The sequence below is a fragment of the Spirosoma lituiforme genome (genome assembly GCF_054776635.1).
The window spans coordinates 903,508-921,531 of record NZ_BAAHBO010000001.1; the positions used below are offsets into that span (position 1 = coordinate 903,508).

Sequence of the window (18,024 nt, forward strand, 5' to 3'; positions counted from 1 at the left end):
GCCAATGAAAGTCGTCGAAAAAGAAACCGAAACATTTTGCCCGGCAAACCGGGCGCACTGGCGGGCGTGGTTGCAGGAACACCACGCGGATCAACAATCGGTTTGGCTCGTCTACCACAAAAAGAAATCAGCCACCCCCACCCTGACCTGGAGCGAAGCCGTAGACGAAGCCCTTTGTTTCGGGTGGATCGATAGCCTGGCAAAGTCCATAGACGACCACACATACCGGCAGTTTTTCAGCCGACGGAAACCGACGAGCGTCTGGTCAAAAATCAACAAGGAGAAAGTTAAACAGCTCATGGACAACGGCCTGATGACCCCGGCCGGTTTAACGGCGATCGACATTGCCAAACAGAATGGCTCCTGGACGATTCTGGACGACGTCGATGCGCTGGTCATTCCTCCGGATTTAGCGGCTGCTTTTCAGGAAAACCCAAATGCAGAACGCTATTTCCTCGACCTGAGCAAGTCCGATAAACGGGTCATTCTCCAACGGCTTGTCATGGCAAAACGGCCGCAGACCCGACAGAATCGAATAAGAGAACTGGTCGAATTGGCCGCCCAGGGTTTGAGACAAAAAATACGGCCATGAGTCATCGATTAGGGGCGCGGCAAGGAACGGTTCCTTGTTTTTAAGCGCCGAATGCGGTTCCTTTGTCCCAACGTTCTTTGTTTTCCGTCAAACAAGCTAATGGTTTTCCTGAGAGTTTCAGGAAATGAAAAAGGAATCGTGTGAGAATCACGAGCAGACGTTGCTACTGTCAGTGACAATTAAAAAGGGTTTGCCCTCGATGTCCATTGTCCCACAACCGGTTCGCCCGCTTCGGCGTATCGGTTACGATGGGGTGAGAAGGACGGCAAATACCGTCACAAGCCAGGAGACTTGCCTTTAGCTTTGCTGATTACGCCCACACGCGACTGGGTTTCATCACGATTGACTGCTTCATCCCTGCTTCTCCCCGAGGCTGGGGGTTGTTTGTCGTATTGTGTAAAATCTGGATCATGTGGTAGGCGTATGGAGTTCGGCATCGAACGCGATCAACCATTTTTTCCAATTACAACATGATCGCTCACAACCTCGGCTATCCACGAATCGGTAGCCACCGCGAACTCAAACGAGCCCTCGAACAATGCTGGGCTCAAACGATTACCCCCCAACAGCTTCAGGAGGTAGCCCGTCAACTCAGACAGGCTAACTGGCTGACTCAACAGCAGGCCGGCATTTCGCTGATTCCCTGCAACGATTTCTCGCTCTATGACCAGGTTCTGGACATGTCCCTGACGGTAGGAGCCATTCCCAACCGGTTTCAGCCCCTCCTCGACACCACAGACCCGGATCTGCTGCCGCTGTATTTTGCGATGGCCCGCGGTTACCAGCAGGCTGGACTCGACCTAAAGGCGATGGAAATGACAAAGTGGTTCGATACGAATTACCACTACATCGTTCCTGAGTTTTCGGCAGACCAGACATTCTCACTGCTTTCCGAGAAGGTTTTCACCGAGTTTGAGGAAGCGAAACAAACGCTGGGTATAGTGCCCAAACCCGTCCTGTTAGGACCCGTATCGTATTTGCTGTTGGGGAAAGCAAAAGATACGGGCTTCGATCAGCTGGACTTACTGGACCGCCTGTTGCCCGTGTATGAACAGATTCTTAGCCGGTTGCAGGCACAGGGAGCCGACTGGATTCAGCTCGATGAGCCCTGCCTGTCGCTGGATTTGACGGTTCAGCAGCGCAACATACTGGTCTCGGTTTATCGGCAGTTCCACGATCAGTTTCCGAACCTCAAGCTGTTACTGGCCTCGTATTTCGAGTGTTACGGAGACAATCTGACGACGGTTCTTCACCTACCCGTTGAAGCTATCCACCTGGATCTGGTCCGCTGCCCCAATCAACTGGCCGATGTGCTGAGTACCGATTTCGTCCAGCAGAAAACCCGCCTGTCGTTGGGCCTGGTCGATGGCCGAAACATCTGGATCAATGACCTGGATAAATCACTTGCTACTCTGCGTAAGGCCGTCGATGCGATTGGTCCCGATCGTATCCTTGTTTCGCCTTCCTGTTCGCTGGTACACGTTCCCTGCGATCTGTCGACTGAAACCGGGCAGGCAGGACTAAGCCAGCAAATCAATCAATGGCTGGCGTTTGCCCGCCAAAAACTGGACGAGGTTGCTACACTGACAACCCTTGTCCAGGACCCGAACAATTCCCAGGCGCTGGCTTATCTGACGAGTAATCAGAACGCCATACAGGCTCGCCGGGAATCGAGCGATGTCAATAGACCAGCCGTTCAGCAACGCCTGCAGCAATTGGGTGAGCAGGATGCCCGGCGCGGACAGACGTTTACGCAACGGCAGACCTTGCAGCGTGACCAGCATAAACTGCCCCTCTTCCCCACCACAACGATTGGTTCATTTCCCCAGACCGATGTGGTACGGGCCAACCGGGCAAAATTCAAAAAAGGGGAGAAAACGCTGACTGAATACGAAGCCTTTATTACGTCGGAAACCGAGCAGGCGATTCGCTGGCAGGAAGAAGTAGGACTGGATGTGCTGGTGCACGGCGAGTTCGAGCGGAACGACATGGTCGAGTATTTCGGTGAGTTACTCGACGGGATTGCCTTCAGCGAAAATGGCTGGGTACAGAGTTACGGGTCGCGGTGCGTGAAACCACCCATCATTTTTGGTGATGTTCACCGGCCGGAAGCCATGACCGTGCGTTGGGCGCAGTTTGCCCAGTCGCTGACGAGCAAACCCGTGAAAGGAATGCTTACGGGCCCTGTCACTATTTTACAATGGTCTTTTGTCCGCGATGATCAGCCCCGGAGAGATACCTGCCTGCAACTGGCCCTGGCTATTCGCGATGAAGTGGTGGATCTGGAAGCGGCTGGCATTGGTATTATTCAGATTGATGAACCGGCCCTTCGGGAAGGGTTACCGCTGCGTCGGGAAAACTGGAATACGTATCTGAACTGGGCCGTGATGGCGTTTCGGGTAGCCGCATCGGGTGTGCAGGACCAGACGCAGATTCATACCCATATGTGTTACGCGGAATTCAACGACATCATCGGGGCTATTGCCGATCTGGATGCCGATGTAATTACCATCGAAACGTCCCGATCACAAATGGAGTTGCTGGACGCGTTTGCCCGGTTTGCCTACCCGAATGAAGTCGGGCCGGGGGTGTATGACATTCATAGCCCACGGGTGCCGTCGGTAACCGAAATGGTCGATCTGCTTCAGAAAGCCACGAACGTGTTACCTGCCCGGAATCTATGGGTTAATCCCGATTGTGGCCTGAAAACACGACGCTGGCCGGAAACCACCGAAGCGCTGAAAAACATGGTGCAGGCGGCCCGGACCGTTCGTGAGGCTGTACTGGAATCTGTGTAATTAGCAACGGTCTTCTGCCGGGGAACCGGCAGAAGACTGTTTTTCTCCTTGTAGGCAACACCCGTAGCATGAATTACAAAGCGATTACGACCTTGAAAAAAGCGGATACGGAAGGCCGAATACCTCCGCACACGCTGGATCAGTACGTTCGCAGTGATCTGGCAGCCCAGCTCATGAAGGCCCTGACCCCCACCCTTGCCATTAACCGCGTTGCTTCAGGCTCATCGTCTACCAGCCTGACTAATCCGTCAACGGTCGATTTCACAACCGAACTATTTATCCTTGGTTCCAGCCAGTGGCAGAAGGTGAAAGCCTCGCTGTGTGCATCGGCAGCGTCTTTATCGACTGACCAGCAGCAGTTCGTCCGGCAACTAATTGATGAAATTGAAACGACCCACCTGAATGCCCCTTCTTCCAGTTAACTAGGTCAGACCTTTTGCCGGGAGTCGTTGCGATGGCATGACTTTCGGCAGAAGGTCTGAACGGGTCGTATACTATCCACCAGCCGGCCAATTTGCCGACCACGAGTGTTAGGTTTGGTGGACGTATCGTTTTACCTGATTTCAGGCAGCCGCTAAAATCTCCGCAAAGATTGTCTTAGTAATGGGCTTGATGTAAAAACGGGAGACTTCTTTATACGTTGCGGCTCTAGCATGATCTGCCGGATCAATTGAAGAACTCACTATATAAATCTTTATTTTCTTAGCGGGCTGAACAGTCACAAACTCATCCAGAAATTGCCATCCGTCCATCACGGGCATATTTAGATCGACCAGTATCACGTCTGGCAGTAAATCCGGTGATGCTATAATAGACCTGAGATAATTCCATGCGTCCAGTCCATTGTGAAAAATCAATAAACGCTCGCAAAAGTCAATTGCTCTTAATTGCTTTGACAGTATTTGCGTATACATTTTATCATCATCTATTACGCAGGCAATATTCAGTTTTTTCATTGGTTATGATTTAATTGTTACGGTGAAGGTTGTTTCCCGATTAACCTGGCTTTCAACCGAAATCCGACCATTCATGGCTTCGACCTGATTCTTGGTGATAAATAAGCCGATACCACGAGCATCCGCATTACCATGAAATGTTTTGTACATCCCAAAAAGCTTGTGGCCGTGCATGTTCAGATCAATTCCCTGGCCATTATCCGCTACTTTCAGTACAATGCCGTCTTCGCTCGGAAAAGCCGACAGTCTGATGACAGGAGTCCGATCGGGATGGCTGTATTTAAGACAATTGCTGATCAGATTTAATAAGACACTTTCCAGGTAAGCTGGATTGTACTGAACCACAATATGTTCACTAACATCAACATATACCTGGGCCTGAGCTTGTCGGAGCGACTGGGATAAAGTGGTCAGGATACGATCTATCTCGTAGCGTAGCTGTAGTGGTTTTTTGTCTTTGGTTTTATTCCCCCGCATCTGAATAACCTCATTAAGATGCACCAGTGTTTCCTGCAAGTTGACGATATTCAGCCCCAGCATATCCATGTACTCCTGCCGTTCTTTTTCGTCCAGTTCCTGAGATAGCATCTCGACCAGCAGTTGAATATTACCCGTATGCGAACGCAGGTTATGAGAAACGATGTGGGCAAAGTTTAACAGGCGGGCATTCTGGCTGCTGACGAGTTCCAGCGTTTTTCGCTGTTCTTCTTCCAGGCTTTTACGCGCATGAATATCCATGCATGTCCCTATCATAAGCCGTGGCTGATCGCCTTCTTCCCAGTCTATGATTTTTCCCCGGACTTCCACCCAAATCCACTGGCCTTCCTGGTGTAACATCCGGCACTCAAAGGTATAAATATCTACTTCTCGCCGGAGATACTGCTTTAGCAGTCGGTTACCCGTTTGCTGATCATCGGGATGAAGCAGGCTGCTCCAGAAATCTATTTTACTAATGGATGATTTATCCGGATTGTACCCTAAAATCGCTACCAGTTTCTGATTATAAATAACCTGATCGTTACGCAAGTCCCACTCCCAGGTGCCCACATTGGTACTCTGGATGATATTATCCAGCCGTTGCCGTTCCCGTTGTAAGAGGTCAACGTAGTTTTTTCGTTCAGAGATGTTCTTTATTTGCGAAACAAAGTATAGAGGCTCATTTTTCTGATCGCGTACCAGCGATACATGTAGAAGGGTCCATATCAATTGGCTATTTTTATGAATATAGCGTTTTTCGATGTGGTATCGATCGATCGTACCGGTTAACAACCGGTTCATTTGTTCGAGGTCAGTATCCAGATCATCCTGAAAGGTAATATCCTGGAACGTAATCTGTAATAGTTCACTTTCCGTATAACCCAGCAGTCGGCAAAGGCTAGTGTTGACTTTAAGCCAATTTCCTTTTAGGGAAACCAGAGCCATACCAATAGGAGCAAAGTCAAATGCCTGATGAAAACGTTGCTCACGCTCTAAAAAGCTATTGGCCTTGGTAACTTCCTGGGTTATGTCCTCCAGTGTTCCGTATAAAGCCGTACAGATACCCATGTCGAGACAGACGCTGGCGCGCATACGTACCCACTTAACCGTACCGCTTGTTGCGCGCAGCTGAAACGTACCTACTCTGGATTGGCGACACGTAATCACCTCATCGATCAGTTGTTGGGCGCTATCCTTGTCCAGATAGAATAGTAGACTATGCGCAACCGATGGAACGAACTCAGGGCCAACCTCATAAATCGTCCTTGCAACAGCATTCCAGTAAAGTTCGCCGGTTAGTAGATTCCATTCCCAGATACCCAATTGAGCGAGAGAGACTGTCCTATCGTATAAGTCAAGTTTAGTTTGCATTACCTGTCTACTGGAAAAAAAGAGAGTTGTCAAATAGTATATGCCAATTTCAACAATTTAGCAGCGCCCTGATTGTCTATTCAGCATCACCCAACGGTGGCTTCACAAACCAAAATTAATACACGCATAATCGGCTATTTTTTTTACATGAATTTGTCTTCAATTGTCAATTCATGCATTTGATTAATTTCTAATGACCAAAAATTAGTTTGCAGAATCTCTATCCGGACTGTTACAACCATTGGAGCAAATTAATCCCACACGAAGTTGTTTCAACGCGGTCACTAATTTTCGGGCACAGCTATACAGTATATGCGTGTCAGTAACACAATTATAAACTAACTAATCATAAATTACCACCGCCATAGTTAACTCAATTTAATTTTAAGTAATTTATTGTAACCATAAATGATATCATTAAATTTATTCAATACTGACAGGGTGATTACTCGATTGTTGATCCAAAAGTATCGAGTGGTTCGTGTCTTCACAATGTACAAATCAGGCTAACAAGCGACCGAAGTCTGTTTAGACCATACGCGCACTAGTGATCCTGCTGCGGCCAATCCCAAAAGTGCCAGCGTTTGACCCATTTGTGACAGGGCTTCCCGTGCGGTGTGCCGACCTTTGATCTATCAAAACGGATCATTAACCACGAATCACATAGATCATGAAAACGCTCATTAATCCCCTCGTCATTGCTTTTGCATTAACCCTCGCTACGTTTACCGCTTCAGTTGCCGATACCAAACCCGGTAACAATCCGGCTACCGCTGCCAAGTTTCAAACCAGTATGTACACCACCACGGAAGGCAAACTCCAGATTGCCGTCGAGAAAGAAACAACGGGTGCTGTCGATATTCAATTCGTGAATGCGCAGGGCAAGGTGCTGTTTGACCAACGGATGACCAAGAGAGAAAAAATAGCCCGCCTTCGCCTGACCGTCAATGATCTGCCCGACGGTTTATACCAGGTGCGGATAACGAATCACGTGGACGTGACTACGCATTCGGTCACCTTATCAACGCAGCAGCCCCTTGATGGCCCAGGTCGGCTGGTAGCCATTCGCTAGAGCCTGTCAGTCTGGTACAGGGCGGGTAATCAGACCCGCCCTTTTATCTGTCGGGGCTTTCGGCAGGTGCTTCTTCTCCATAGTTGTACAATCAATCCGTCGTTTCATTTTAGCATGTCCTTTTCACTACGAGTCGCTTTCTACCTGGCATTTACGTTATTCATCAACAGACCGGCAACTGCCCAGACCGATACCGTCAACTACGCCAGTCTGGCCCACGAAGAAATTTTAACCGGCAAGACAGATAATTTTGGTCTGTTCGATGACGCATTCTACCGAAATCAGTTCTTCCTGCTGGGCGAATCGCACGGGGTAGCGAAACCTCAGGAAGTTGATCTACGCCTGCTCACGCACCTCAACAAACGCGTCGGGGTCCGGTTCTACATCGCCGAGGTTGATGCCAGTCAGGCCTATTACTTAAATCAGTTTCTGGCAATGGGCCACCAGGCTACGCTGACCCGAGTATTTCGCATCTGGGTTGAGCAACAGGCCCAATGGGCTAACCAGGAGTACCGGCATAAAATTGAGGCTATCCGCGCATTAAACCAGACCCTGCCCAAAAACCGGCAGATTCAGTTCGTTGGCATCGACCGGATTCAGGATAAGCCCTTAGCGGCTGAACACCTGACGGAGTTACTCGGCAAACACGGGCGCGGTCAGTCGACGCAGCCACTGGCCGATTCGTTGATCGCGCAACTAGCGGCCAACCAACCCGATAGCGTAGTTGCCAGAACAGCGCTTGCCTGGCTTACCGACTGGGCCTCAAACGAAGCGGCCTATACCAGATTCTGGGGTAAAGATGCCGAAACCATTCGCCACCTGTTGACCAACGTAAGCTATTTAAAAACCATCAAGAGTCGGGAAATAACCATCTTCACCAATTTCAAAACGGTTTTGCCCAGCCTCAACCAGGAAAAGCTCTACGGTTTCTGGGGCTTCTTCCACGTGTTACAACGTCCATTGAAGACGGGGGTCAAGCCCTTTGCCTGCCAGGTGAACGAGTCGGATTTGTATTTGCACGACAAAATCGTTTCAATCACGTTCAGCTACCTGGATAGCTACACCATGACGCCAACCAAGTTCATGCCTCCCTTTTTGCAGGAAAAAGGCAAGGCCTTTAGCCGGATCGACAAGTTCAACAATGACAGCGAGTTGATGAAATCGGAAGGAATCGGCACGATACGATCCGTGACAAAACCCCACTCCGTGACCTTGTTTGCCCTGGACCGGCCGGGCTCATTTGCCCGCCAAACACCGATCCGCATTGCGTATGCGGCTGCGATGCCACAAAAACTGGTCTTCAGCCCTACCCTGCCCATGACCAGCTATTTTCAATACCTGATTCTGATACGGGATTCGGACATGACAACCCCGCTGCAACCCTAAGTCTTGTTTCGACTATTCGTTCATTGTCAGCGAACAAAAGGTACCTTAGTAGAGGTACCTTTTTTGTTTTTCGGCCTACCCGTTTCTGGTCACACCAAGCGATAGTTGTACCCCTGTCGGTAAACCTTTTACCGGAAAACTACTTTTATCAGTAGGTTGGTTTCTCTCGGGGTCCCCGTTTTTACCAAAATTCTCGTTTTAAGAAGATCACTCAAGGCTCATATTATGGATCTTTTTTCGGCTGTTAGTGCCCTGGTTGGGCTAAGTGCACTCCTCTCGTATATCAACCACCGCTTTGTCCGGCTACCCGGCACGATCGGTATTGTGGTGCTGACACTGGCACTTATTCTGGTGGTCCGGCTGGCGGGTAACTTCTCGACCGACACGGCCCGGCATCTCGTTCAGATCAATGAGCAGATTGATTTCTCTCGTACGCTGCTCGAAGTCATGCTCGGCTTTTTGCTCTTTGCCGCAGCCCTTCAAGTGGATCTGGAGGCCCTGAAGAAGCAATTTCGGGAAGTTCTGGTGCTCAGCACGGTAGGCGTCGTTATCTCAACGGGCTTAATCGGGTTGGGTTTGTACTGGTTAACGCAATACATTGGCACACCTATTCCCATGATAGGCTGTTTGCTGTTTGGTGCCCTGATTTCTCCCACTGACCCGGTAGCTGTAGGGGCTGTCCTCAAGCAGTCGCCCATTCCACCCCGACTGGAAACCATTATCTCCGGCGAGTCTTTGTTCAACGATGGTGTTGGCCTGGTTTTATTTGTTTCGTTACAGGAAGTAGCCAACCCAGACGTTGATTTCTTTTTGCTGGATGCCGTGAAGCTGTTTGCCCAGGAAGTAATCGGGGGAATTGGGCTGGGATTGGCAATGAGTTTTGTGGCGTATCGACTCATCAAGGCCAGTGATGATTTTCAGACGGTTGTGCTGCTGTCGCTGGCCCTGGTGATGCTTCTTTCGGTCGTGGCTAGCTCCCTGCACGTATCGGTTCCGCTGGCCGAAGTAGCGGCTGGCCTGTTGCTCGGCCAGCGTTTACCCGGCGGACAATCAACCGATAGCCCCAAGTTCTATCTCAAACGGTTCTGGCATTTGATCGATGAATTATTAAACACCGTGCTGTTCGTTATGATTGGTTTACAGGTAGTTGGCCTACCTTATCTGTCCAACTACACCTGGATCGCGCTCTGCGCCACCGTCCTGGTTATTGCGGCTCGCTGGCTGAGTATTCTCCTGCCCTTCCTGCTCCAATTTCAGCTAGCCAAGCAACCTAAAGGAAGTCTTCGGATCTTAACCTGGGCTGGCTTACGCGGAGGCATTTCCATTGCGCTCGCTCTGTCCCTGCCTGATTCACCCTACAACGAACTGATTCTGGCCTGTTGTTATGGTGTGGTTATGTTCTCCATCATCGGGCAGGGCCTGACGCTAAACCGATTGGTCACCTCCGTAGCCAAATCCCAGCAATCAATTAGCCAGACCAGCTAGTTGCCGAAGACTGACCTATAGTTAACTACCTTTCGTCATTGACCTACCACGATCAGAACCGGAGCGTACCGGCCGCTTATTTACCCGTTCTAAGCAGGGCTTTATTGGCTGACCGACGACCAGGTCGTATGTTTATACAAATTTTCTGCTCTTGAACCCGGTGTATTGGGCTCTGGTGCTGTACAAAGGGTAAGGGCCAAGATTATGATTCACTCACTGTATGCGGTTGCTTGTTTCTATCTACTTGGTCACATTAGTCATACTCTTGTCGGCGGCCGTACTCGCTCAACCAGCAGACTCTTCGGTTACTACTCACAAAACTCAGCGAACGCAAAGCGACAAGGCTCGTCTGCAAGACTACACAGCCACCGCCCAATATTATTTCGATATCGATCAGTACGATAGCCTGTACATCTACACAAAGCGGGGGCTTCAGCTGGTAAGCCAGGGAGTTCACCGGGGTTACCCCGGCGATTTGCACCATTTTCTGGCTCGCTACTATCGTCATCTTGGCTTATATGGCCAGGCAATTGGCCCGATCCGCCAAGCCATCAGCTACGCGAAAGCAGCCAATAACAGCAAGAAAGTTGCCGAGTTTCAGTACGCATTAGCCGTGATTTACTCGGATGCGGGTGATCTGGCCCGGTCTATTGATCAGATCGGGCTGAACATAACCTACCTGGCTACCCACGAAGATACGCCAACCCTTGGCGCAAACTACCTGCTGATCATTACCCTTTACCGACAGCTGAAGAACCCCGCTCTGGAAGAAATCTATACCCAGAAATATGTTGCGCTGGACAAACGAAACTGGCCACCGGTCGATCGCATGTACGCGTCTATCCTGAAGGGTGAACTACTGGAGCAAACCGGTCAACTCCGGGAAGCAGCGATGGCGTATAAACAGAGTTTGGCCTATGCGCGTCTGACAAACAGTCCTTTCCGAATAATCGATGGCCTTGAAATGGTTGGAATTAATTTACGCAACCAGCGTCGCTATGCATCAGCCATTCAGTTATTCAATGATCAATTCATCAAAGCACGTGCCTTAAGGCAAATGTCATTCATGGCCAGTGCCAAACGGGAATTAGCCATGACGTATCTGGCGTCAAAGCGACCGGAAGAGGCTTTGAGAGAAGCTCGTCTGGCCCTGGTCCTTTCCTGGCAGAATAAACAACGCGATGGCATTATTGCTTCGCTGGGCAGCTTGGGCGTTATCTTGAAAGCCAACGGACAGTATCAGAAAGCGTTGGCAGCCAATGAAGAGCAGCAACGGTTAAAAGAACAGACCTACTCCGAAAAAAATGCACAGCGGCTAGCTTACATGCAGGCGTTGTTCGATGTTGACTCAAAGGAAAAAACGATCAAACTTCTACAAAAGAATGTCCAGTTGGATCGACTGAAAGCGCTTCGCCAGCAGGAACAGCTTACCGTTGCCAAACAAACCCAGCTGGCTGCAGCCGCCAGCATTGGTCTGTTGTTCGCGCTGATGGGTACGGTCTATTTCTTTCTGCGCAAATCGCAGCGTGCTTACTCGACACTGACCCACCAGCAACAACTGTTACAACAAACGGCCAATGAACTAGCCGAAGCCAATGCCGTTAAAAACAAGCTATTTTCCATTGTTGGACATGATTTGCGCAGTCCCCTGGCCAGCCTGAAGACGACCATTCGACAGATCCAGGAAAACAACGATCCATCTACGCACGATCGGCCACTGGTAAGTCGACTGGAAAGGCAGGTGGACAACATGCTGGGGCTGCTAACCAACTTACTGGACTGGTCGATGATCCAGTTGAACGGCTTTCTCACCTTCCCCGAATCATTGCTGTTGTATCCCCTCATAGAGGAAATGCTCAGTCAGGCCAGTGAGCAGCTTCAACAAAAGCAGTTGACCGTTATCAACCAGGTCGACAGAAGGCATTTTGGCTTGGCTGACAAGCAACAGTTGCGCATTGTTTTGCACAACATCCTTACGAACGCCATTAAATTCTCTCGACCGGGGGGCTATATACGCATCCAGTCGATTATGCGCGAAGATTTCGTTGAGCTGCTGATCCGGGATTCGGGAATCGGCATGTCTACCGAACAGGTCATGACCCTGCTGGCCTGGCCGGAAGTGCGCAAAGGCACCATGGGCGAAAGCGGTATGGGGCTCGGTTTACGAATTTGTCGGGATATGCTGGCTCGCCAGAGCGGAAGCCTACACATTGACAGTAAGCTGGACAAAGGCACGTCGGTTCGTATTCAACTCCAGCGAGCGGACAAGCAGGTCCAGCGAACTGCTGCTCTCTGAAAGCGAACGTGCTGAACCCAACCCACACTAAACCGCAAGCCTGACAACTCATTCCACCTTATGTCCGGACCAAATGGTAGCCTGGTCCGGACGAGTCCCCTACTTCACCGCCACCACTTCAACCTCAATCAAGACATCTTCACGCGTTAGCTGAGACACGCTTTTCATGTCGATGATGGCAGGCATCTGCGTAAAGTACGCTTTCGCTAGGCTGTTGAGTGCCTGTGAATTGGTTGTGTCAACCGCGGTCGATGTACTGCGGATAGAATACGTTATCTGAGTCACATTCTGAAGCGTCATATCGACCGTCTGGAGCGCGGTTTTCAGGTTATCGAAAACCTGCTGGGCCTGTAGCCGTAAATTTCCCGGTCCCACCAACTCGCCCGTTGTTGTAAAGGGCCGTTGGCTGCACACGTACACTTGCTTGCCAGGAATACCGGGCTCCGCTTTGTACAAATAACCCGTCGGAACTTTGGGTGTCTCGATGGGCTGGGCCCGACCGCAGGAGGCCAGCACCAGTCCGATAACTAAAGTAAATAGGAGTTTTATCATTGTTATATTCGTTTTATTCCAAGAAGGTTTTATTTTTTTCAAGATGTTGTTCTGTTTAGGTATACTACCATTAAATATATATACATAAACGCTTTACCCTATTACAATTTAATAAACTTATTAACTGGATGTTCGTAACGTAGCCCGGCACTGGTCATCTTCCCCGTTTGTGTACCCGTTGCCGGGCTTCGAGTCAGGATCTGCCTGATCGACGCTTACGATCTGGGCCTGGTTTGTGTATGCCCCGGTACCCGTTACGCGGACAGTAAAGACCAGGTTCGCCGACTGGCCACTGGCGAGAGAGCTGATGGAACCGCGAAGAACGGATTGATTCATTGTCATGCCCGACGTAGAGGAGACAAATTCGACGCCCGTGGGCAGTACGCTGTTCAGTACAATATTGGTCGCCGTTGTTCCCCCCTGGTTGGTTACAATCAGGCTGACGCTAACTGGCTGGCCTTTCGCAACGGTTGGTTTACTCAGTTGCATCAGCATGCTCAAATCTGATTTGGTCATATCAGCTGCGGGCTGATTGGAGCGAACGGACGGCAAAGTGACTTGGTCGGGATTGGGCGAAACGTACACCTGAGACGAGTTGGTAAAGGTCCGAAGATAGGTTTGCGCTTCATCCCGTTCGCCGTTGGCCGTACCATTTTTCAGGGTCGCATACAGGGCTGGATTGGCCGACGCCGTAATTTCAGCCGTTGTCTGATACGCCCCCGCGGTCGTTATCCGGCCGATGTATTGCTGGCTGACACGGGCACCCGCCGATACCGCTGCGATCGTACCACTGACGACATTACTCAAAAGCCGGAGCGCGCTGCTAGCAGAAACGAAACTCATATTAGCCGGCAGGCGACTCTGGATGGTTACAGGGCCCGCATCGCAGCCACTTTTGTTTTGAACCAGCAGCTGGAAGCCAACCGTATCATTGACAGACACCACCAGCCGCGTCGGTTGCAGGGTAATGGTCAAATCGACGGGTGCCAGCGTAACGTTTTGGGTAACAGCCGTTGACGAGCATCCGTATACCGGCTCTACGGCCCGAACGCTGTACACGCCCGGTGTGGTAACAACAATCGACGAAGAAGTAGCGCCCGTACTCCACATATTTGACCCCGCATAAGATGAGATGAGCCGCAAACCGGTACGGCGGCAAATGCTCGACGTACCATCCGCCGACGTAAGGACAGGTGATGCGGGCTGAACCGTTGCGGGAATCACAGTAGCGGGAGGAAAATAAGTTCGCTTCTGGGTGTTTATCAGTCGAGCAGAATAGGTGCCCGCTCCCGCCGTTATCTGCTGAAGCGAACTGCCCGTATTCCACTGGTACGAATAACCAGCGGGCTGGGCAATAACCAGTTGGTTGGATCCGGCACAACTCAAACTCGTCAATGGCTGTGTCTCAGCCGGGTATGGCGTGGCAGACGCCCAAACGTTGTTGATCGCTGCCGCCCATAAATCACCGGCTTTTACCTGCCCGGTGGGTGAATAATGAATACCGTCTGGCCGGTCGTCCGTAGAACTGATCTGGTCAAGGTCGGGCCCCTGAAAGGCTTTGTAATTAGCTCGGCTAATGATCTGACTCTGAGCCGCCCGGACATTGTCGAACCGGCCACCCACGAACGAAGACAGCGCCACAATACAGCCCAGATCGGGCTTATTGAACTCCGTTCTCATTTTGTCGATCACCTTGCTGTAGTATTTGTAGGTCGAGTCGGTTGGATTGCCCCGATCATTTTCGCCATGCTGGATCAGAACGGCCCGGATGCCGGTTGTTGGCACGTAAAGGTTCATCAGATTGCGCAGGTTGGCATAGGGCATCCGCAGATCATACCGCACAAAGGAGTGCTGAAAGGGAATGTCGTAGGCGGCCCAGTAATTGTACTGCATGGTGGTTCCTCCGAATCCGGCGTTGTACAGCAAAACGGGTACATTCAGGCGACTGACCAACGCATCGCCCATGTGCCCCCACAGCCAGGCGTACTCCCCAAAAGGCGAACTGCCATTGTGGGTCATCAATTTATCGAAGGTCAGGCCGGGCAGGTATTGCGTATCGGCGGTGTTCAGGTATTGACGAAACGTATCGGTGTTGGGATCGACGGCCACCACCGTCACCCGATCATCATTGGCTCCGTTTATGGACGGGCATTTGTTAACGCCATCAACGATACAGCTTGATCCCTGGGCGTTGGAGTGGCCGATAATGGCAAAAACCTCACCCACACCAAACCGGTCTACCGAGTCGACCGCCACCAGATTTCCCCCTTTCGATCCGCGTACCTGGATTTTGTACCATCCTCCCGTTACGTCCAGATTGCCGCTGAACTGACCGTTGGTCGGATTGACCTGTAGCGTAGACCAGGCCGTTGTAGTACCCTGCCCGTTGGTCCGGACCAATGCGCGGGCTTCGACCAGATCCAGCGGTCGGCTATAGCTACCTGCCACCTGCACCTTTGCCCGGTTATTAGCGTCCCGCTGAACAACCATCCGGTTTATTGGAAACGTGACGTTTAATTGTGCGAATACGGCTACAGGCGTTCCCAGCCCCCACAGCATTACCCAGTAAAATAAACTTCGTTTAAAAGTCCTGCTCATTCTCTCCTGTACTTATCACGTTGACATATTACCCAGTATTGATTAATCCTCGAGCAATTATGATACCGAACTAGTATTTTTTATCTCTTTTTATTACCATTTTATTTAAATCATTAACTAAATGAATCAGCTGAGATGTGCTTATTCATTAGGCGCTATCCGTTCGTTGCGCAGGCTACGTAGCTACGTACCGGCTGGTGATTTTGTGGGTTTCAGGGTAATTTAGGGCCGACATACACCCTGATTATGAAAAAATCGCTTCCTCTTCTACTTTGCCTATCGGTCACCTGGGCCGTGGCTCAGCTTAAACCCTCTTTTATCACGCCCTACGAGCGTAGCCAGGGGAAAGAAACGGCCACCTACGCTGAAATTATTGACTATTACCAGCGACTGGACAGGCAATTTGATCAGGCGAAACTGGTGGAAGTGGGAAAAACAGATGTGGGTAAGCCGTTGCATGTGCTGCTTCTTTCCGCAGACAGAGTGTTCACCGCCCGGCCCGACCGGGTTACCCTGCTGATCAATAACGGCATTCATCCCGGCGAGCCGGAGGGCATTGATGCGTGTATGATGATGGTCCGCGATCTGCTACTGGCCCATAAGCTACCGAAAAACGTACTACTGGCTATTATCCCTGTCTTTAACGTGGGCGGCTCATTGAACCGGGGCGTGTCGCGGGTGAACCAAAACGGGCCAACGACATACGGTTTTCGGGGTAATGCCCGCAACCTGAACCTCAACCGGGATTTTGTGAAAGCCGAAGCGGAGAATACACGTTCGTTTCAGGTGATTTTTCAGCGACTTAAACCGCAGGTTTTCATCGACAACCACACCAGCAACGGGGCCGATTATCAGCACGTCGTTACGTATTTTGCCACTCAGAAAGACAAGCTTCATCCGGCCGTATCGGGCTACATGACGCAAACGTTTCAGCCTGAACTAGATAAACGACTGACTGATAAGGGGTTTCCGTCAGCACCTTACGTAAACCACCCTAAAGACACCCCCGAGAGCGGCTTGCTGGGCTACAATGACTCCCCCCGCTATTCGACGGGTTATGCCGCCATGTTCAATTGCTTTGGCTTTACGCTCGAAACGCATATGTGGAAAGATTATCCCGCCCGGGTAAAGGGCAGTTATGCGTTCGACGAAGCCGTCATGCGTGTATGCGAACGCGATGCCCGCACCATTCTGGCCAATAAGCAGCGGGCCGATGCTGCCGTCAGCCAGCAAACGACCTTTGCCATCAACTACCGGCTCGACCGCACGAAGACGGATTCGGTTACCTTTCTGGGCTACGAAGCTGGTTACAAACCCAGCGAGGTGTCGGGACTGAAACGGCTTTTCTACGACCGGAGTAAACCATTCACCAAACGCATTCCCTATCAGAACACGTTTGTAGCCGACCTTCAACTGACTAAACCCGATAGCTATCTGATTCCACAGGGGTGGCGGGAAGTCATTGCACTGCTCAGGCGGAACGGTGTTTCCATGCGGGCGCTTTCCAAAGACACGCTTGTGACTGTGTCGGCCTATTACATAGAGGATTACAAAACAGGATCTCGTCCGTACGAAGGGCACTATGTTCACTCAGGCGTGACGGTTCGGACGGAGACCCAACGGATTCCGTTTTACAAAGGTGATTACGTTATTCCAGCCAATCAGCCCGCCAACCGCTACCTGATCGAGACCCTAGAACCACAGGCCGCCGATTCATTTTTTGCCTGGAATTTCTTCGACAGCATCCTGGACCAGAAGGAGTATTTTTCCGGTTACATTTTTGAGGATACGGCGGCTGAACTGCTCCGGCAAAACCCGGCTCTTCGTCAGCAACTAGCCGACAAACGAGCCGCCGATAAAGCCTTTGCCGAAGATGGCAACGCCCAGTTGGCGTTCATTTACAAGCAAACACCTTACTTTGAAAAGACAGTCAACCGGTATCCGGTATACCGGCTGAAAGCTAAGAATTGAGCGCGTCTCTCTGACCCAAATTACATCAATGACCGCGTTTTGGGATCATCCTGACCGTTGAAAAACTTATCTAAAACCGCCTGAAAAACCGGGTTTGTGTTTGGTAAGGCCCCAAACAGAGTCATGCTGGAGCGCAGCTTCAACTCATCGATGCTACCCAGAATCTGGTTGGCGGTTTTCCCCTCGACAGCCAGTAATGCCTTGCTTATCTCGATCAATCGACCGCCCAGTACGGGATGCTGCAAATAGGCGTTTGCTTCATCCAGATTTTTAATGGCGTAAAAGCGGGCCGTTTCGCTGACGCCCAGGCCCGCTATCTGCGGAAAAATGTACCACATCCAATGGCTTTGTTTGTGGCCATTCGTTACCTCGGCGAGTGCCCGATCATAATCATTGGCCTGAGCCTCTATGAACCGGGTCAAATCAGTTTCTGCTAGCATCATGGTGTTGTCTTTGCCAACAAACCAGGC

General features: G+C 50.7%; 13 protein-coding genes and 1 riboswitch. Of the genes, 8 read left to right on the forward strand and 5 right to left on the reverse strand.

Translation table 11 applies throughout. The features are described 5' to 3' along the window. Nucleotides 1–4 precede the first annotated feature (4 nt). The 3 genes from ACYU87_RS03900 (at nucleotide 5) to ACYU87_RS03910 (ending at nucleotide 3,812) form a co-directional block, all read left to right on the forward strand. Nucleotides 5–592, forward strand: a complete 588-nt coding sequence (locus ACYU87_RS03900) for a YdeI/OmpD-associated family protein (RefSeq protein ID WP_461132711.1) — start codon at nucleotides 5–7, stop codon at nucleotides 590–592. Between the two features lie 83 nt (nucleotides 593–675). Next, a riboswitch (cobalamin riboswitch) is annotated at nucleotides 676–905 on the forward strand. A 157-nt stretch (nucleotides 906–1,062) separates the two neighbouring features. Further along, a complete protein-coding gene (gene metE, locus ACYU87_RS03905) occupies nucleotides 1,063–3,390 on the forward strand; it encodes a 5-methyltetrahydropteroyltriglutamate--homocysteine S-methyltransferase (protein ID WP_461132712.1) in 2,328 nt (775 codons plus the stop codon). Between the two features lie 68 nt (nucleotides 3,391–3,458). Then, nucleotides 3,459–3,812 (forward strand): hypothetical protein, encoded by a 354-nt coding sequence (locus tag ACYU87_RS03910; RefSeq protein WP_461132713.1) that lies wholly within the window; start codon nucleotides 3,459–3,461, stop codon nucleotides 3,810–3,812. A gap of 141 nt (nucleotides 3,813–3,953) precedes the next feature. On the opposite strand, the gene ACYU87_RS03915 is transcribed toward ACYU87_RS03910, so the two are convergent. Further along, nucleotides 3,954–4,346, reverse strand: coding sequence for a response regulator (locus tag ACYU87_RS03915; protein WP_461132714.1), 393 nt, complete (start codon nucleotides 4,344–4,346; stop codon nucleotides 3,954–3,956). Nucleotides 4,347–4,349: 3 nt separating this feature from the next. Continuing rightward, entirely contained in the window at nucleotides 4,350–6,194 is a 1,845-nt protein-coding gene (locus ACYU87_RS03920; protein WP_461132715.1) for a PAS domain-containing sensor histidine kinase, read from the reverse strand. A gap of 670 nt (nucleotides 6,195–6,864) precedes the next feature. On the opposite strand from ACYU87_RS03920, the gene ACYU87_RS03925 reads away from it, so the two are divergent. The 4 genes from ACYU87_RS03925 to ACYU87_RS03940 all read left to right on the forward strand — a co-directional run bounded on the left by ACYU87_RS03925 (nucleotide 6,865) and on the right by ACYU87_RS03940 (nucleotide 12,433). Beyond that, nucleotides 6,865–7,266, forward strand: a complete 402-nt coding sequence (locus ACYU87_RS03925) for a T9SS type A sorting domain-containing protein (RefSeq protein WP_461132716.1) — start codon at nucleotides 6,865–6,867, stop codon at nucleotides 7,264–7,266. Between the two features lie 114 nt (nucleotides 7,267–7,380). Then, the gene (locus ACYU87_RS03930) at nucleotides 7,381–8,652 is read left to right on the forward strand and encodes a TraB/GumN family protein (RefSeq protein ID WP_461132717.1); all 1,272 of its coding nucleotides are present in this window, start codon (nucleotides 7,381–7,383) and stop codon (nucleotides 8,650–8,652) included. 225 nt (nucleotides 8,653–8,877) lie between these two features. Next, nucleotides 8,878–10,137 carry a cation:proton antiporter gene (locus ACYU87_RS03935; RefSeq protein ID WP_461132718.1) on the forward strand — a complete coding sequence of 420 codons (1,260 nt, stop codon included), beginning with the start codon at nucleotides 8,878–8,880 and terminating at the stop codon, nucleotides 10,135–10,137. Between the two features lie 244 nt (nucleotides 10,138–10,381). Further along, nucleotides 10,382–12,433: a sensor histidine kinase gene (locus ACYU87_RS03940; RefSeq protein ID WP_461132719.1), complete on the forward strand. Its 2,052-nt coding sequence runs from the start codon at nucleotides 10,382–10,384 to the stop codon at nucleotides 12,431–12,433. Between the two features lie 99 nt (nucleotides 12,434–12,532). Here the strand turns inward: ACYU87_RS03940 and ACYU87_RS03945 are convergent, their stop codons facing one another. Together ACYU87_RS03945 and ACYU87_RS03950 are read right to left on the reverse strand one after the other, a co-directional pair. Continuing rightward, complete coding sequence (locus ACYU87_RS03945; protein ID WP_461132720.1) at nucleotides 12,533–12,985, reverse strand: RidA family protein; 453 nt, start codon at nucleotides 12,983–12,985, stop codon at nucleotides 12,533–12,535. A 120-nt stretch (nucleotides 12,986–13,105) separates the two neighbouring features. Then, complete coding sequence (locus ACYU87_RS03950; protein ID WP_461132721.1) at nucleotides 13,106–15,583, reverse strand: hypothetical protein; 2,478 nt, start codon at nucleotides 15,581–15,583, stop codon at nucleotides 13,106–13,108. A gap of 246 nt (nucleotides 15,584–15,829) precedes the next feature. On the opposite strand from ACYU87_RS03950, the gene ACYU87_RS03955 reads away from it, so the two are divergent. Further along, complete coding sequence (locus ACYU87_RS03955) at nucleotides 15,830–17,554, forward strand: M14 family metallopeptidase (RefSeq protein WP_461132722.1); 1,725 nt, start codon at nucleotides 15,830–15,832, stop codon at nucleotides 17,552–17,554. Between the two features lie 20 nt (nucleotides 17,555–17,574). On the opposite strand, the gene ACYU87_RS03960 is transcribed toward ACYU87_RS03955, so the two are convergent. Beyond that, nucleotides 17,575–17,997, reverse strand: a complete 423-nt coding sequence (locus ACYU87_RS03960) for a DUF1810 domain-containing protein (protein WP_461132723.1) — start codon at nucleotides 17,995–17,997, stop codon at nucleotides 17,575–17,577. Between the last annotated feature and the right edge of the window lie 27 nt (nucleotides 17,998–18,024).

Excerpts from the sequence above, each read along its gene's own strand:
- ACYU87_RS03900 (WP_461132711.1), top strand. The coding sequence starts at position 5 with ATGAAAGTCGTCGAAAAAGAAACCGAAACATTTTGCCCGGCAAACCGG.
- metE (WP_461132712.1), top strand. The coding sequence starts at position 1,063 with ATGATCGCTCACAACCTCGGCTATCCACGAATCGGTAGCCACCGCGAA.
- ACYU87_RS03910 (WP_461132713.1), top strand. The coding sequence starts at position 3,459 with ATGAATTACAAAGCGATTACGACCTTGAAAAAAGCGGATACGGAAGGC.
- ACYU87_RS03915 (WP_461132714.1), bottom strand. The coding sequence starts at position 4,346 with ATGAAAAAACTGAATATTGCCTGCGTAATAGATGATGATAAAATGTAT.
- ACYU87_RS03920 (WP_461132715.1), bottom strand. The coding sequence starts at position 6,194 with ATGCAAACTAAACTTGACTTATACGATAGGACAGTCTCTCTCGCTCAA.
- ACYU87_RS03925 (WP_461132716.1), top strand. The coding sequence starts at position 6,865 with ATGAAAACGCTCATTAATCCCCTCGTCATTGCTTTTGCATTAACCCTC.
- ACYU87_RS03930 (WP_461132717.1), top strand. The coding sequence starts at position 7,381 with ATGTCCTTTTCACTACGAGTCGCTTTCTACCTGGCATTTACGTTATTC.
- ACYU87_RS03935 (WP_461132718.1), top strand. The coding sequence starts at position 8,878 with ATGGATCTTTTTTCGGCTGTTAGTGCCCTGGTTGGGCTAAGTGCACTC.
- ACYU87_RS03945 (WP_461132720.1), bottom strand. The coding sequence starts at position 12,985 with ATGATAAAACTCCTATTTACTTTAGTTATCGGACTGGTGCTGGCCTCC.
- ACYU87_RS03950 (WP_461132721.1), bottom strand. The coding sequence starts at position 15,583 with ATGAGCAGGACTTTTAAACGAAGTTTATTTTACTGGGTAATGCTGTGG.
- ACYU87_RS03955 (WP_461132722.1), top strand. The coding sequence starts at position 15,830 with ATGAAAAAATCGCTTCCTCTTCTACTTTGCCTATCGGTCACCTGGGCC.
- ACYU87_RS03960 (WP_461132723.1), bottom strand. The coding sequence starts at position 17,997 with ATGATGCTAGCAGAAACTGATTTGACCCGGTTCATAGAGGCTCAGGCC.